Source organism: Amycolatopsis sp. lyj-84 (assembly GCF_046549075.1).
In the GTDB taxonomy this organism is placed as follows: Bacteria; Actinomycetota; Actinomycetes; order Mycobacteriales; family Pseudonocardiaceae; genus Amycolatopsis.
The window spans coordinates 112,525-128,133 of sequence record NZ_JAJPWO010000008.1 but is presented as its reverse complement, the minus strand read 5'-3'; the positions used below and the strand labels follow the sequence as shown (position 1 = coordinate 128,133).

Below are 15,609 nucleotides of genomic sequence, written 5' to 3'. Positions count from 1 at the left end.
ACCAACCTACGGTCGCGTAGGTCACAGGCGGGCTTCCGCACCATCACCCCAGGTCACTGCCCTAAAATGCGCTCGTGACGCACGAAACCACCGAAATCACGCTCATGCCGAGGGGCAGACCCGGCGCTCAGCGTCTCTGGGCCTACCTCGCGCTGAGCACGGTTTCCCTGATCAATCTGATCTCGTTCATGCCGAAGTTCCCCAAGCCGCACGAGCTGGCCTGGGGCGACGCGGTGAACTACTACCGGATGTCAGAGCAGACCGGCGCGGCCGTCGAAAACCCGTTCGCGCTGCGCATGCTGAGCCCCTGGATCGTCCACCGCGGCAATCTGCTGACCGGGCTCTCCCTCGACGTCCTCTGGGTCGCCTTCACCTTCGTGGTCACGCTGGCCACGATCCTCGTCTTCTTCGAGTTCCTGCGCTCGTACCTGAAGCTCCAGCTGTTCACCTCGGTACTCGCCGCCGTCGCGCTGGCCTGCACGTTCTGGTACGCGCCGTACGCCTTCAGCAACCCGTGGCTGGTCGACCCGCTCAACAACCTCCTCTACCTGCTCGCGATCTGGTTCATCCTCAAGCGCAAGCTGATCCCGTTCGCGATCGTCATCGTGCTGGGCGCGATCAACAAGGAGACGACCCTCCTTCTGGCCCCGCTGTACCCGCTGATCGCGTGGACGCGAGGCCGTTCCTTCCGCGACCGTGATGTCCTGGGGGGCATCGGCGTGTTCGTGGTCGCCGTCGGCATCTACATCGGCTACCGGCTCTGGGCGCAGAACCTCATCGGCGGCGACTACGGCTTCGGCGCGGGACAGTCCAACAGCGGCCTGCTCGACAACATCCGCTTCGCGCTCAACGCGAGCAAGGGCACCGGCCAGGTCGAGTTGTTCAGCACGTTCCACTTCTTCTGGCTGATCTTCGGCTACGGCCTTTACCAGCAGTACCGCCGCCACGGGCTGCGCGCGGAACTGCTGATCGCCAGCGTCTGGCTGTTCGCCTGCTGCCTGGCCGGACGGCTGGTCGCGACGGACACCGCGCGGGTGTTCGTGATGATGGCGCCGCTGATCCTCGCGCTCACCGCGGTCGTGCTCGACCAGCAGCGCGGTGAAGGACGGCGGCTCTGGGTCGGCGCGCTGTTCTTCCTGTATGTCGCGGTGAACCTGCGGTTCGTCGGCGGGGCGGCGGTGTTCTGGGTCGACGCCGTCGCCCTACTGATCTTCGCCGCCTTGGTGTCGTTCCCGAAGACACCGAGCTGGCCGCGAGCCAAGATCTTCAACGGCTTCCAGCCGCATCAAGGGACCCTGGAAGTGGGGGACGTCAAGTCCTCCTGACGCGCGAAGGTCACCAGCGCCAGGACGACACCGAGCAGCGTGCAGTACAACGCGATCACCTGGTGCTTGACGTTCTCCAGGCCGTCGCCGAGCGCGGCCAGCGCGAACTGCCCGGCGGCGACGGCCAGCAGGAAGCCCAGCGCGACGCCCACCGCGTCGCGCCGGGTCTTCCAGCCACGCCACGCGAGCAGGGACCAGATCGGCAGTAACGCGAAGAAACCCAGTGGCGCCAAGAGTTTCGTGATGGTCGACGCCACCGGGACGCGGTATTCCTGCGCCTCCGGCGCGAAACCGGCCGACTGGTCGAAGCTGCCGAGGTAGGGCGGCCGCGCGGTGAGCAGATCGCCCGCCGCGCGGTCCAGGATTCCGATGGTGCGCCAGGGATGCGTCGCGAAGTATTCGACGACGTTGCGCCTGCTGATCTGTTCGCGGTACTTCGGGTACTCGGGATCCATCGTGGCGGGCCGGGCGTGCCACCAGCCGTTGCCCGCGTACTGGCCGAACGAGGCGGGCAGTCCCAAGGCGGCGAGATCGGCCCCGGTGTCGTGCCGACCGTCCACAATGGTCAAGAAGATCGTGTTGAACATGTTGATCTCGCGTGAATCGTCACCCGGACGCGCGGCGAGAGAGCCATCGGGCAGCTTCGCGGGCTCGACGGTCTGCTGCGCGTAGGCCGTACCTCCGGCGAGCGCGCCGATGACGAACACCACGGGGAGCCAGCGCTTGAGGCCGCGGACGCCGTCCGGGCGGACGAGCAGCGCGGCGAGCGCGAGCACCGGCAGGATCATCAACGTCTGGACCTTGGCGTTGACCGCGATGACGCCGCCGAAGAGCAGCACCGCCAGGCCCGCGTAGCGCCACCAACCAGGCCTCGCGGCCACCAGCAAGCCGCCGACTGCGAGCAAGAGACCGAGGAACGCGGCACCTTCACCGAGCACGGAAGCGAAGTAGCCGAAGAACGCGGAATCCGCGACGACCAGCAACAGCCCCGCGGTCGCGAAGCCGCGGACACGGCGTGAGTACGGCAGTCCGACGACGATCAGCGCGACCGCCGCGGCGGCGAGGACGCTGGTCAGCACGCCGAGGACGACCAGGCTGAGCGTCGATTCGAGGCCGAGCAGGCCGCCGATCGACCGCGCGATCCGGGCGAACCAGCTCTGGGTCAGGAGATACGTGGCGTCGCATTCGCCTGCCGGAACGGTGTAGGCGAGGTGCACGAACTGCTCGGGCTTGCCCTTCCACGGGATGCCCGCGCCACACAGCACGCGGAAGCCGTCACCGTTGTCGGACATCGCGACCGGCCGCGGCACGAGGAAGCGGACGAGCAGCACGGTGAGCGCGACGGCGAACACGCCGAAGCCGAACAGGCGCGAAGGTGCTTCAAGCGCTGCTGGTCGGCTCGGAAGGACGCGTTCGTCGACACTCACGAAGGGCACGGTACGTGGCGGAAATCGGGTGAGAAGTCGAGGGCCGTCGTGACGGACCGCTCGACGTCGGCCCGCAGGAACACGGTGAGCCAGGACGAAGTTCCTTCACGCGCGAAGGTCGCGACGCGGTACCTCTCCGAGTACGCCGGGTCGATCACGCAGGACTGCTTCGCCGCGTAGCCGTTGTCGGTGATGACGGCGATCGTCGGGCGCCGCTGGGAGACGACGGCTTCGCCCGCTTCTTCGGTCTGACCGCGGACGCCGACGATCTGCAACTGCGTCCCGGCGTGGTACGACAGCACTCCGGGCGCGGACGTGCTCACGACCGAACCGGGCGGCAGGTAGGCGTCGAGCCAGCGGCCGATCTCCTCCATCTGGGCGCCGTGGTCGTGCCAAGCGCGCACGCGAGTCAGCATGTCCGGGCTGAACACCGACACCAGCACGGCGAGCCCGGACAACGCCACCGCGGCGGCGGGCATCAGCCGCTGGACCGGTGGACGCGGCCGGGGGCTCGGTTTCGTGACCGCGGTGAGCACGCCGTAGACCGACACCGCCGCCACCGACAGCAGTGGCGGGATCGGCGCCAGCAGACGCCAGGCGGGCCCGGCGTCGCCGCCGAAGAAGACCACGAACCCGGCGAAAGCGACGGCGGTGACGAGCATCAGCCAGGTCAGCGATCTGGCCTCGGCCTCGTGCGGCGTCCGGCAGGTGCGGCGCAGGAGCAACGCCCCCGCCGCGACCAGGCCGAGCAGCAGGAAGCCCTGGTGGACCACCGAAAATCCGGAGAGATAGTGCCATCCGCGGTCGACCCGCGCCGAGACATCGATGTCGAAGGGGATGACGACCGACGACGGGAGGACATGGTCGTAGTAGGTCACCCGCCACGCCGTCCACGGCGCGGCGAAGACGAGCCCGCCGAGCAGCCAGCCCGCCGGCGACCACCAGGTGTACCGGCCGCGCAGCGCGGCGATGACCAGCCAGCAGCCGACCAGCACCGCGAGCAACGTCCCCGACGGTCGCGTCATCATCGCGAAGGCGACGAGTACACCCGCGACGACCGGGCGCCGGGCCGCGAGCGAGGCGAAGACGCCGAACAGGAGCAGCACGAACAACGGTGTCTCGGTGCCGGATCCGCCGTACGCGGCGAGCCCTCCGGCACCCGCGACGAGCACCGCGGCGGCCACTCCGTAGGCCGGGCGAGGCTCACCGGCGGCCCGCGCGACCACCCGGTTCACCGTCACGTGCGCGAGCAGCACGGCGCCGAGGGTGGCGAGGATCCCGAGGACGATCGCGGAGGTCTCGATATCGGCCCCGAAAGCGGCCTTCGGCAAGGCGATCGCGATCATCCAGAGGAAATTCGCGTACCCCTCGATCCGCTCGCCGGTGTTGAACACCGGACCATTGCCGTCGGCGATGTTCTGGGCGTAGCGGAAAGTGATGTACGCGTCTTCCGCGATGGTCGAAAACACCAGCTGGTGCACCAGCGAGAAACCGAGGGTCAGCGTCAGCGCGGCGGCACGCCAGTTCTTGTCGGCACTGATCTTGGGCCAGGCCACGAGGACGAAAGCGGCGACCACGAACCAGGCGCCGACGAGCGCGACCACCACCTGATCCCCACCCTTCCGGGCCGAGCCACTCCCCTGACAAAAGACTACGGTCAAGTATCGATCACCGCGCCAAGGTGTTTCTTTCGGCGCAGTTAGTTGACACGAATGGGTGAGTTGAGTTTGCGCGGAGTAGGCGTCGTTCCGCCGTTTTCCCCGACGGGATGTGACTCCTTCGGGTAACGGCCCCCGGCGGTTAATCTGGCTTCCCATTCCGTTCCGCACCTCGGGGGTTCCGTGCGGATTCCCCACCCCGAGGAAACCTGTGCCCACCCAGACCTCCCTGTCGGCCGACGTCGTCACGGTGTGCGTCGCACTGCTCGTCATCGCCCTTCCCGGCCTGCTCACAGGTCTCGCCGCCGGTCTGCGCGGCTGGGTGCTCGCGGGCATGACGCCGTTGCTCAGTTACGCCATCGGTGGACTCGCCGGGCCGTGGACGGCCGCCCTCGGGCTCCCGTTCGGCCCGGTGACGTACGCGGTGGCGACGGCCTTGTTCGCCGGAATCGCCTACGGTCTGCGACGGCTCACTCTGCGCCGGTGGCCGCCTGAGCCGGAGGAACCGCTGTGGGGACGGGCAGGGCACCTCGCCGTCGGGGCCTGTCTGCTGCTCGCGGCCGCCGTCGGGATGTACGCCGTGGTGCGCGGGATGGGCAGGCTGGACGCCATCCCGCAGGGCTTCGACGCCGTCTATCACGCGAACGGCGTGCGGCAGATCGCCGAAACCGGGGACGGCAGCCTGTTCGGCACCGGCGAGGTCAACTGGTACGGCGACGCGGCGCCGGTCTTCTACCCCAACGCGTATCACCTGCTCGCGTCCGTGGTGTACCTGCTCAGCCCGGCGACCATCCCGCTGACCCTGGACGTGAACACCGCCCTGCTGCCCGCGCTGCTCGCGTTGTCGCTGATCACGATGGTGCGCGTGTTCCGGGGCCGGGCGGTGCTCGCGGGCGCGGTCGCGCTCGTCTCGATCGCGCCGGTGATGGGCCTGTACGAATCGATGAGCAGGGGACCTTTGCTGCCGTTCCTGCTCGGCCTGGCGCTGACCCCGCTGGCCGCCGTCGCGGTGAAGCGGTACCTCGACCGTCCGGCGCCCGACACCGGCTTCGTCCTGGTGATCAGCGCCGTCGGCCTGCTGTGCGTGCACTCGTCGGCGTTGTTCGGCGCGATGCTGTTCGCCGGTCCGCTGCTGCTGCAGCGCTGGGTCGCGCCCGGTGAACGGTGGCCGCGGATCGTGCGGGACCTGCGCGCGCTGGCGATCGTCGGCGCGATCGCGGTCGTCGTGGCGGGGCTGCAGCTGTTCGGCGCGATCGGCCTCGCGAACGGCGAGGTGCCCTACCGCAGCTGGCCGGTGGAATGGCGGGCGACGACGGCGCTCGGCGCGCTGCTGGGCTTCCAGCACCACGAGCCCTATCCGCAGGTGTGGCTTTCGGCCGCGCTGCTGGCCGGGTTCATCTTCTTCGCGCGGGCGGGCGCGCTGCGCTGGATCGGTGTGACGGCGCTGATCACCGGGCTCGCCTACATCGCGGTGACGTCGTCGGAGCAGCCGGTCGTGCTGGCGCTGTCCCGGCCGTGGTGGAACGACCCGTACCGGTTCATGTCGATGGCCGCGATCCCCCTGTCGATCATCGCGGCGCACGGGCTCGCCGAGACGCAGGCGTGGCTGCGGGACACCGTGGTGCACCGCAAGGTGCCCGCGTTCGTCGTCGCGGTGGCGGTGTTCGGCGGGTTCGCTTTCTTGAGCAACGGTTTTTACGCGCGGTCCAACGCGGAGAAGATCGCGTCCGGCTACGCGAACACGCCCGGCATCAACACGCACAAACTGCCGGTGAGCCCGGACGAAGCCGCCGCGATGGAGAAGCTCGCCGAGTTCGCGAAGCCCGGTGAGCGTGCGGTGAACGACCGTCTGGACGGGACGGTGTGGACCTACGCGCTCTCCGGCGTCCGGACGACCTCGGGGCATTTCGACGAGACGCTGTCGCCGTCGGACGCGCGGCTGCTGGAGTGGCACTTCCGCGAGTACCCGTCGAACGCCGAGGTGCGGGCGGCCGTGCGGCGGCTGAACGTGCGCTGGGTGATCCTCGGGCAGTACGGCTACCCGCCGGGCGCCCAGCGCCAGGCCGGGCTGCGCGATCTGGACGGCCTGAGCTTCGTGACCGAGGTCTACCGGAACCCGGACGCGGTGATCTACCGGTTGAACCCCTGACCGCGTTTAGTCCTCTGGTTGCGGTCCCGAGTGGCGATTCGGGTTCTGGTGGACCGGTATTGCTACCCACTGGGCCGGGCTTTGCCTCGGAGCTTGCTTGGGCTTGATCAACGGAGGATTGGGGACGTTGAGTGTCTCCGATCTTCCGTTGATCAAGGTCCGAGGCCGGGGTGACCTGGTGACGGTGAAGGAATTGGGACACTCAACGTCCCGATTCCTTCACCGTCACCGTCGACGCCCGCGCAAGGACCGCAACTAGAGGACTAAACGCGGGGAGTGGCGAGGCGCGCGGAGAGGGCGGCGGCGCCGGCGGTGATCAGGTCGGCGACCGTGAACATGACCCGCGAGGCGATGGCGAAAGCGGTCGCCTGGCCGACAGTGAGGCCCGAAGCGGTCAGCACGGCGACCTGCGCGACCTCGCGGACACCGACCCCGCTGGGCAGGATGAACGCGAACGTCCCGACGGTCATCGCGACGGCCATCGCGCCGACGCACAGCACGAAGCCGCTGAAGCCCGGCGTGCCGACGGAGTTCGCCAGCAGCCACAGGTGCACGCCCTGCAGCGCCCACGCCGCCGTCGACGAGCCGAAGACCTTCCCGACGACCGACCAGCTCAGCCGGTGGTCGAGCGGCGGGCGGCGCAGGATGCGCAGCACGAGCGACGTGCCCCAGGTGAGCACCTTCGGGTGCAGCATCGCGAGGCCGACCGGGATGAGCACGAACAGCCACATCGCGCGCGGGCTGTTGCTGAAGACCGCGGGGGCCGCGAGCAGCGAGACGACCAGCGCGGACACCACGCCGACGCCGAGCTGGATCAGCGAACCGGTGAAGATCCGGGCCCTGGCGAGCCCGGCCTTGCGGCCCAGTTCCATCTGCAGCAGATACGCCCACACCGAACCCGGCACGTACTTGCCGAGCGAGCCGACGAGGCAGATCTGCGCGCCGCGGGCGTAGCCGATCGGCTTGCCGAGGTCGTCGACCATGACCTGCCAGCCGTAGGTCGACACCATGATGGCGGCGATCAGCGCGAGCAGGCTCAGCGTGGAGGATTCCCAGGCGACGTCGGACAACGTCCGCCAGAATTCACCCCAATTGGCGACAAGTGTCTTCGCTGCGAAAGCGACGACCAGGAGGATGGCGACCCAGCGGACGACGTCGAGGATCTTCGCCTTCGTGGATTTCGGTTGCTTTACCGCAACCGGGGATTCCCCCTCCGGCGTTTCGACTGTCGTCACTGAACCTCCTTGCTTGGCCTCTTTCGCCGCTGGTCAGGCCTGTACGGTCACCAAGCGGCTGAACTCGGTCAGCAGATCGTAGCCGTCCCAAATCGCGGAGAACGTCAGGGCCGATCCGAAGGGAACGACACGGTCGACGCCGCGGCCCGCCAATTCCGTCACGAATTGCGTCAATTCTTCTTTGCTGAAGCCGAATTGACCGACGGTTTGATCTTTGCGGAGCACGATCGGGACGAGGTCGGAAAGCGTGTCGACCCGCGCGTTGGCGAAAGTGCCGGCGCCGAGCCATTCGCGCGGGAGGATCGCGGGGTCGGCCAGCTCGAGCGTCGCGATGCCGTTGCCCTGGAACTCGATGCCGTTGACGAGCCCGTCGACGGCCGCGCCGTACGCCGAAACCCGCTTCTGGACGGCCATCGCGGGCTCGGTGACGTGCTGTTTCTTCGCCAGGACCTCGGCGAGCAGCTTCCGGAACTCCTGCCCTGCTTCGCGAGCGCCCGCTTCGTCGCCGACCCAGAACACCGCGCGCGGCGACGAGCAGGCGGCCTGGTCGAACCAGTACGAGTCGTTGTAGAAGCCTTCGGCGGCACCGCGGCGCTCGGTCTCGGAGGCCTCGTGCCAGCCGCGCACCGAAGCGACGGCGAACGAAGACCGGTCCGGGAAGGTCAGGTCGCGCGCGTGCGGCGCCAGCGGGTACTTGCGCAGCGCCGCGACCGAGGCGTCGCCGCCCCAGATGACCCGCAGGTCCGCGGCGACCGAGAGCGCACCGCTGATCGCGTCGCTGCGGTCGTAAGTGATCATGCGCTGCGTCGCGGTGATCGCGGCGGCGGTGTCGGCGTCCACTTCGGACAGTGCGGCGTTCAGCGCCTCCAGCACCGTTTCGGCGGCGCCGGCCGAACGCGAGGACACGCGGACGACGTTGTGGTTGCCCGCGAGTGCCGAAAGCGCCCACGAGTACACGAAGATCGTGTCGACGTTGGCGGGCGGCACGTGGAACACGAGGCCGCGCGGGAAGCGCAGCGCGTCGCCGGAAGTCTCCAAAGTGGACAGAGCCTTGGCGATCTCTCCCTTGCGCAGGAAGAAACCGAGCGAGGCCAGCTCGGGGAAACGGCGGGCAGTCGCGGGTGCGAGCAGCTTGCGCGCGAACTTCGTCAGGAACTCGACGACGCGCGGGTCGCCCACGCGAAGCCGTCCGCCGACGGGCTCGGCACGCAGCTCTTCGACGAGCTTGTCGACCTCGATGGCGTCCGAAAGCGGGAAACGCTGGTTGAGACTCATGCCGCCGCTCCCTGGAAGGTGTCCGAGCAACCGCGGGCCTCGGCCTTGGGCAGCCTGCCCATGACCGAGAAGTGCTTGCCCGGCCAGTCGCCGTCGTCGATTCCGTTGTAGACACCGAGGTCCTCGGTGAGCAGGACGTGCCCAGGATACGAGTGCGGCAGCGTGCTGACGACCTCGATCACGCCGGGCTCGCCGACCGGCTGCTCTTCCCAGGTTTCCGGGTTCCGGATCACGACGTCCGCGAAGTCGGGGCAGTACAACGAGTTCCCGGAAGGTCCTTCGAGGAACACGGTGCCGATCTGCTCGATCATCCCGTAGTAGTTGTGGATCCGGGTGAGCCCGGTGTCCTCTTTGAAGCGACGGCGGAACTCGGTGTTGTCGACCGCGCGGTCGATCAGCTTCTTCCAGCCGCCCGAGTGGATCAGGATCCCGTTCGACAGGTCGAGCTTGTGCTCGCGCGCGACCTCGTAGAGGTACTGCCACACCATGAAGGTGAAGCCGAAGATCAGGAACGGCTTGTCGCCGTAGGTCGCGAGGAAGGTCTTGACCGCCTCGACGTCCGGCTCGTCGTTCTCGTCGAGCACGTAGGTGTGCTTGCGGCCGAAGTTGGCCATGCCCAGCACTCCGGCGCCGCGCGCGGAGAACGAGCGGCGGTTCTTGATGATGCCGATCGTGTCGACCATCAGCATCGGCAGCCGCTCACCGCCGAGGACCTCCTGCAGCGTCGCGCCGAGCTGTTTGGTCTGCGCGCCGGCGGCGGCCTTGTCCAGGTAGATCCGCGACGCGCCCGCGCCGGTGGTCCCCGAGGACGTCAGCGTCTTGAAGATCTCGGACTCCGGAATGGACCGGAGGTCGTGCGTCTTGAACATCCGCACCGGCAGCCACGGCAGGTCCGCGATGGACGCGAACGCAGCGTCCCGCGCGATGCCCAGCGACGAAAGGATCCGGTCGTACCCTTCGGAGTTCTCGCGGTGGTGCGCGGTGAGCTCGGCGAGCTGCGGAAGCAACGACTTCTCACGCTCAGCTTGGGACAACGTGAACACACTCATGCTGTTTCCTCCGCGAGTTTGCGCGCGACCGCGATCGTGTCGACAGGGCGAGACATGGCCTCACACGTCACCTGCCCGGGAAAAGCGCCCTGCCGCCCCGATAGCGGGGCCTGACGGCCAGCGCGCGCTCTGTGGTCGGCTCGTGTGCCGCGGCTACTCATACCTGGGCCTCCAGCGACCGGTAGTCGATCTTGCCGCTGGCCAGCAGCGGCACGGTGTCGCATGCGCGGACGTCGAACCCGCTGGTGTGCAGGTGGAGCCGCTCGGACAGCGCCTTCGCGGCGTCCTTGCACATATCTTTGTCGGCCCCCTCCGCGAACAGGACGACCTTGTCCCCGGCCGGGACGGCGGCCACGACGTCGATCCCCACCGAAGCAGAACGCACGGCCTGCTCGAGATCATCCAGGCTGACCCGGTTGCCGAAGACCTTGCCGATCCGCTTGAGCCGTCCGGTGATGTAGAGGAACCCGTCCTCGTCGAGATAGCCGAGGTCGCCGGTGGGCAGCACGCCGCCCCATTCGTCGCCCGCGGCCAGCCCGGCCTCGTCGTCGGCGTAACCCATCATCACGTTGGGGCCGCGGTACACGACCTCGCCGACGATCTTCGGGTGCTTGGTCTCGGAGCCGTCCTCACGCCGGACGGCGAACGAGCCGCCGGGCAGCGCGGGCCCGGCGGAACCGAGCTTTTCCGCGAGCCGCTCCGCCGGGACGGTGGTCATCCGCGGCGCGGCCTCGGTCTGGCCGTACATCACGAACATCCGCCCGCCGACCGCGCGGATCTTGTCGTTGAACTGGGCGACGAGGTCGTCGCGGAGCTTGCCGCCCGCCTGGGTCAGCGTGCGCAGCGTCGGGTACTTCGCCGGATCGAACTTGAGGCGCCGCAGCATCTCGTAGTGGTACGGGACCCCGGCGAGCGACGTCACCTCGTACTCGTTGACCGCGTCCCAGAAGCCGCGCCCGAGCACGCCGGAGGGCTCGATGACCACGGTCGCGCCGCGGACGAGGTGGGAGTTCAGCACGGACAGGCCGTAGCTGTAGTGCAGCGGGAGGCTGGTCGGCGCGACCTCGTCGCGGTCGATGCCGAGCACCTGCGCGATCGCGTCGGCGTTGGCGAACACCGCACCACGGGAGAGCCGGACCAGCTTCGGGTTGCCGGTGGAACCGCTGGTCGGCAGGAGGACGGCCAGGTGGGGATGCGGCTCGACCCCTTCGGCGGACTCCCGGACCCAGTGCCCGTCGGAGACGCCGTAACCCTCGGGTGCGGGCGCGTCCGGCGCGGACAGCACGGCAGCCGGTCGGAAGCGCTCGATGAGCCCCGCCAGGACGTCGGCGTCGAGCGCCGGGTCGATCAGCGCGATCGCGCGGCCCGCCTCGAACGCACCGAGGTAGTTCAGCACGCTGGGCAGGTCCACCGACATCCGCGCGAACAGCGCACCGGGCGGCAGCAGCGACAACGCGGCCCCGACGCGGGTGACCTCGGTGTCGAGTTCCTCGCCCGCGAGCGTCTTGCCGCTCGTGACGTCGATGAGCCGTGCACCCACACCCAAAAGGGTCATTACAGAACAAGTCCTCCGTCGATGCCCAGCACCTGCCCGGTGATGAACGAAGCGTCATCACTGACCAGGAACCGGATCGCGTTCGCCACGTCCTCGGGCGTCCCGAGCCGTCCGAGGGGGGTCTTGCCGATGTTCTCGGCCTTGGCGTCCTCGGTCAGCCCCGAGGTCAGGTCGGTGTCGATGACGCCGGGCGCCACCGCGTTGACCCGGATCCCGGACCGGCCGAGTTCCTTCGCGGCCGAACGCGCGATGTTCGCCACCGCCGCCTTCGAGGCCGCGTACACCGTCTGACCGGCGCTTCCGTGCTCGCCGACGATCGAGGCCAGCACCACGATGGCGCCGCTCTTCTTGCGCATCATCGCCCTGGCCGCGGCCTGGACGGTGTGCAGCGTTCCGGCGACGTTCGTGCTCAGCGTGGTGTCGACCAGTTCCTCACGGATCATGCCGAGGAGCGCGTCCTCCATGATCCCGGCGTTGGCGACCACGATGTCGAGCTTGCCGTGCTCCTTGGCCACGCCGCGGACCACCGTCGACACGGCCTTGGCGTCGGTGACGTCCAGCGCGAGGCCGCTCGCGGCCCCCGCCGCCGCGGCCGCTTCCTTGGCCTTGGCCTCGTCACGACCGGTCAGCACGACGGTGGCGCCCGCTTCGGCAAGCGCCCGCGCGGTGGCCAGCCCGATCCCCCGGGTACCCCCGGTGACCAGGGCGACCTTGCCTTCGAGCATCACTTGGACTGGAGGTCGGTCACCATGTCGACGGCGACCTTGAAGCTGGACATGTCGATCACCTGGTCGGTGTCGAATTCCACCTCGAACTCGTCCTCGATGGCCGCGACCAGCGCCATGTGACCGACCGAGTCCCAGGCTTCGATGTCGCGGTACTTCAGGTTTTCGACGTCGACCTCGCCATCGAGGTCCAGCGCCTCGACGAAGACCTCACGCAGCTTGCCGGCGACTTCCGCCATCTTGTGACTCCTACTCACTCGCGCGGACGGGCGTCCCACGCCTTCACCAAGGTAGAGAGGTCGCCGGGCAGCCGGTCGGCCAGCCCGTCCTCAGGGAGACCGCCCTTACCCTTCAGCCACGGTCCCAGTGCCTCGATGGTGGCCTCGTCCAGCCCGCGGCGGGACAGCCCGACGGTATTGACGCCCGTCACCCGTGCGGGGTTGCCGACGGCGATGGTGAACGCGCCCACCTCCTTGCGGACCGCGGAGCTCATCCCGACCATCGCGCCGGGACCGATCACGACCCGCTGGTGCAGGATCGCGCCCATGCCGAGGTTCGCCCCGGACCAGATGTGGCAGTGGCCACCGGTGATCACGTTCGACGCGACCGTGACGGCGTCCTCGACCAGGCAGTCGTGGGCGATGTGGGAGCCGCGGAGGAAGTACCCGCCGTCGCCGATGGTGGTCGTGCGCCAGGTGCCCTGGTGGACGCTGACGTACTCGCGGATCCGGTTGCGGCTGCCGATGACGACGCCGTGCCCGTCGTGATCGGGATCACCGTTCGGCGCGGAGTCCCAGGCGGCGGGGTGCTCACGGCCGCGGTCCTCGCCGGGGGTCCCGATGGTCACGTGCGGGCCGATCCAGTTGCCGTCGCCGATCCGCGCCGGGCCCACGATGACCGTGAACGGTCCGATGACGTTGTCGTCACCGAGCTCGACACCCTCGCCGATGACTGCTGTCGGGTGGATGCGGTTCACCACGTGAGATCCGTTCGTTGTGGCTGGGAGGCAGCCTGGGGTAATGGGCGCTTCGGCGGTCCCGGTAACGTGTGGCCCGCGCCAGAGAGGGCGGCCGGGCGCAGAACCGGCGGCTCACTGTACCGGACGCACCAGAACGCCCAGTCGAGAGAGACTTGCAGATGATCCCCATTACCGTGGTCGACGTCCGTGACGCGGAGGACCTCGTCGTCGAGGTGCTGCGATCCGGCGCCATCGCACAGGGACCGATGGTCAAGCGCTTCGAGGATGCGTTCGCGAGCGTTTCCGGCACGAAGCACGCGATCGCCGTCAACAACGGCACCACCGCGCTGGTCGCCGCCATCCAGGCGCTCGACCTCAAGCCGGGCGACGAGGTCGTCACCTCGCCGTTCACCTTCGTGGCGACGCTGAACGCGATCCTGGAGGCGGGCGCGACCGTCCGCTTCGCCGACATCCGCCGCGACGACTTCGCGATCGACCCGGACGCCGTCGCCGCCGCGATCACCGACCGCACCAAGGTCCTGATGCCCGTGCACCTCTACGGGCAGACAGCGGACATGGGCAAGCTCGCGCCGCTGGCCGCCGAGCACGGCCTCAAGGTGATCGAGGACTCCGCGCAGGCCGTCGGGGCCTCGTTCGAGGGCAAGCAGGCCGGATCCTTCGGGATCGGCTGTTTCTCCTTGTACGCCACCAAGAACATCACCACCGCCGAGGGCGGCGTCATCACCACGGATGACGACAAGCTGGCCGACGCGCTGCGCGTGCTGCGCAACCAGGGCATGCGCGCCCGCTACCAGTACGAGGTCGCCGGGCACAACTACCGGATGACCGACCTGCACGCCGCCGTCGGCATCCCGCAGCTGGAGAAGCTGGACCAGCTCACCGCCGCCCGCCAGGCCAACGCGAAGCGCCTCTCCGAAGGCCTCGCCGGCACGCCGGGTCTGGACATCCCGCAGGTCCTTCCGGGCCGCGAACACGTGTGGCACCAGTACACCGTGCTGGTCGGCCCGCACGCCTTCCTCTCGCGCGACGAACTCGCCGCCGCCCTCACCGAACGCGGCATCGGCAACGGGATCTACTACCCGAAGATCGTCTTCGACTACGACTGCTACCGGAACAACCCGCTGATCCCCGACGCGAAGGTCGAGGACTTCCCGGTGGCCGCTTCCGTTGCCGCGCAGGCGCTTTCGCTGCCCGTGCACCCGCACCTCTCCGAGTCCGACCTGGACACCATCATCGAAACGGTTCGCGAGGTGCTCGGCGCATGACCACCCACAAGATCGCCCTCATCGGCACCGGCAACATGGGCTCGCTGCACGCCCGTGTCCTTGCCGCGAACGAGCGCGTGGACCTCGTCCGCGTGATCGACCCGCGCGAAGAGGCGGGCCGCAAGGTCGCCGAGCGCTACGAAACCCAGTGGACGCCCGAAATCGGCTCGCTGTCCGATGTGGACGCCGTCGTGCTCGCTTCGGCCACCGAGGCGCATTACGAGCTGGCGCAGGAGATCCTGGGCCAGGGCAAGCCGTTGCTGGTCGAGAAGCCGGTCTGCAACAGCCTGGAATTCTCCAAGGAGATCGTCGGCCTTTCGGCGAAGAAGGACGTCCCGCTGATGTGCGGGCTCCTGGAGCGCTACAACCCGGCCGTGATGACCGCGCGGGCGCTGGTCAACGAGCCGATCCACCTGATGGCCCGCCGCCACGGCCCGTACGCGCCGCGTATCAAGACCGGTGTCGCGTGGGACCTGCTGGTGCACGACGTCGACCTGGCGATCCAGTTCTTCGGCGGCGCGACCCCGCAGCGGGTCGCGTCCGGAGCGGGCTACTTCCACCCGAACTCGGTCGAGGGCGCCGAAGACACCATCGAGACGGTGCTGTCGTTCGAGTCCGGCCTTGCCACGGTTTCCGCTTCCCGCCTCGGCCAGCGCAAGGTCCGCTCGCTGTGGGTGTCCGAACTGGACCGCATGATCGAGATCGACCTGCTCCGCCGCGACGTCACCATCTACCGGCACGTCTCGCACGACTCGGTCACCGAGGACGGCCTCGGTTACCGGCAGCAGACTGTCATCGAGATCCCGGAACTGGTCACCGCGCGCGAGCCGCTGGCGACCCAGCTGGACCGGTTCCTCGAACTGCTCGAAGGCAAGATAGACGCCGACACCGAGCGCGACCTGATCCTGCCTTCGCACGCCGTCGTCGACCAGGTGCTGACCCAGGCCGCCGCCTGACCTCCTCGGGG

Annotated in this window: 13 protein-coding genes; 4 read left to right on the top strand and 9 right to left on the bottom strand. The window is 68.7% G+C overall.

What is annotated here, in order from left to right:
* Positions 1-74 precede the first annotated feature (74 nt).
* Entirely contained in the window at positions 75-1,325 is a 1,251-nt protein-coding gene (locus ACLJRM_RS24410) for a hypothetical protein (protein WP_410664382.1), read from the top strand.
* Here the strand turns inward: ACLJRM_RS24410 and ACLJRM_RS24405 are convergent.
* Both ACLJRM_RS24405 and ACLJRM_RS24400 read right to left on the bottom strand, forming a co-directional pair.
* A complete protein-coding gene (locus ACLJRM_RS24405) occupies positions 1,286-2,752 on the bottom strand; it encodes a hypothetical protein (RefSeq protein ID WP_410601749.1) in 1,467 nt (488 codons plus the stop codon). The two genes, ACLJRM_RS24410 and ACLJRM_RS24405, sit on opposite strands and share 40 nt — an antisense overlap.
* Positions 2,749-4,359 (bottom strand): hypothetical protein, encoded by a 1,611-nt coding sequence (locus tag ACLJRM_RS24400; protein ID WP_410664381.1) that lies wholly within the window; start codon positions 4,357-4,359, stop codon positions 2,749-2,751. Before ACLJRM_RS24400 ends, ACLJRM_RS24405 begins: the two co-directional genes overlap by 4 nt.
* A gap of 262 nt (positions 4,360-4,621) precedes the next feature.
* Between ACLJRM_RS24400 and ACLJRM_RS24395 the strand changes: the two genes are divergently transcribed.
* Positions 4,622-6,559: a DUF6541 family protein gene (locus tag ACLJRM_RS24395; protein ID WP_410664380.1), complete on the top strand. Its 1,938-nt coding sequence runs from the start codon at positions 4,622-4,624 to the stop codon at positions 6,557-6,559.
* 263 nt (positions 6,560-6,822) lie between these two features.
* On the opposite strand, the gene ACLJRM_RS24390 is transcribed toward ACLJRM_RS24395, so the two are convergent.
* The 7 genes from ACLJRM_RS24390 to ACLJRM_RS24360 all read right to left on the bottom strand — a co-directional run bounded on the left by ACLJRM_RS24390 (position 6,823) and on the right by ACLJRM_RS24360 (position 13,377).
* Entirely contained in the window at positions 6,823-7,794 is a 972-nt protein-coding gene (locus ACLJRM_RS24390) for a lysylphosphatidylglycerol synthase transmembrane domain-containing protein (protein ID WP_410664379.1), read from the bottom strand.
* Between the two features lie 33 nt (positions 7,795-7,827).
* Complete coding sequence (locus tag ACLJRM_RS24385) at positions 7,828-9,069, bottom strand: acyl-CoA reductase (protein WP_410664378.1); 1,242 nt, start codon at positions 9,067-9,069, stop codon at positions 7,828-7,830.
* Complete coding sequence (locus tag ACLJRM_RS24380; protein ID WP_101611781.1) at positions 9,066-10,118, bottom strand: acyl-protein synthetase; 1,053 nt, start codon at positions 10,116-10,118, stop codon at positions 9,066-9,068. The genes ACLJRM_RS24385 and ACLJRM_RS24380 overlap by 4 nt, the downstream gene beginning before the upstream one ends.
* A 157-nt stretch (positions 10,119-10,275) precedes the next feature.
* On the bottom strand, positions 10,276-11,673 hold the full coding sequence (locus ACLJRM_RS24375; RefSeq protein WP_101611780.1) for an AMP-binding protein: 1,398 nt from the start codon (positions 11,671-11,673) through the stop codon (positions 10,276-10,278).
* A complete protein-coding gene (locus ACLJRM_RS24370; protein WP_174720491.1) occupies positions 11,673-12,398 on the bottom strand; it encodes an SDR family NAD(P)-dependent oxidoreductase in 726 nt (241 codons plus the stop codon). The genes ACLJRM_RS24375 and ACLJRM_RS24370 overlap by 1 nt, the downstream gene beginning before the upstream one ends.
* A complete protein-coding gene (locus ACLJRM_RS24365) occupies positions 12,398-12,637 on the bottom strand; it encodes an acyl carrier protein (protein WP_101611778.1) in 240 nt (79 codons plus the stop codon). The genes ACLJRM_RS24370 and ACLJRM_RS24365 overlap by 1 nt, the downstream gene beginning before the upstream one ends.
* A gap of 14 nt (positions 12,638-12,651) precedes the next feature.
* Entirely contained in the window at positions 12,652-13,377 is a 726-nt protein-coding gene (locus ACLJRM_RS24360; RefSeq protein WP_101611777.1) for a UDP-N-acetylglucosamine acyltransferase, read from the bottom strand.
* Between the two features lie 158 nt (positions 13,378-13,535).
* On the opposite strand from ACLJRM_RS24360, the gene ACLJRM_RS24355 reads away from it, so the two are divergent.
* Complete coding sequence (locus tag ACLJRM_RS24355; RefSeq protein ID WP_101611776.1) at positions 13,536-14,642, top strand: DegT/DnrJ/EryC1/StrS family aminotransferase; 1,107 nt, start codon at positions 13,536-13,538, stop codon at positions 14,640-14,642.
* A complete protein-coding gene (locus tag ACLJRM_RS24350) occupies positions 14,639-15,598 on the top strand; it encodes a Gfo/Idh/MocA family protein (protein WP_101611775.1) in 960 nt (319 codons plus the stop codon). Before ACLJRM_RS24355 ends, ACLJRM_RS24350 begins: the two co-directional genes overlap by 4 nt.
* The last annotated feature ends 11 nt before the right edge of the window (positions 15,599-15,609 follow it).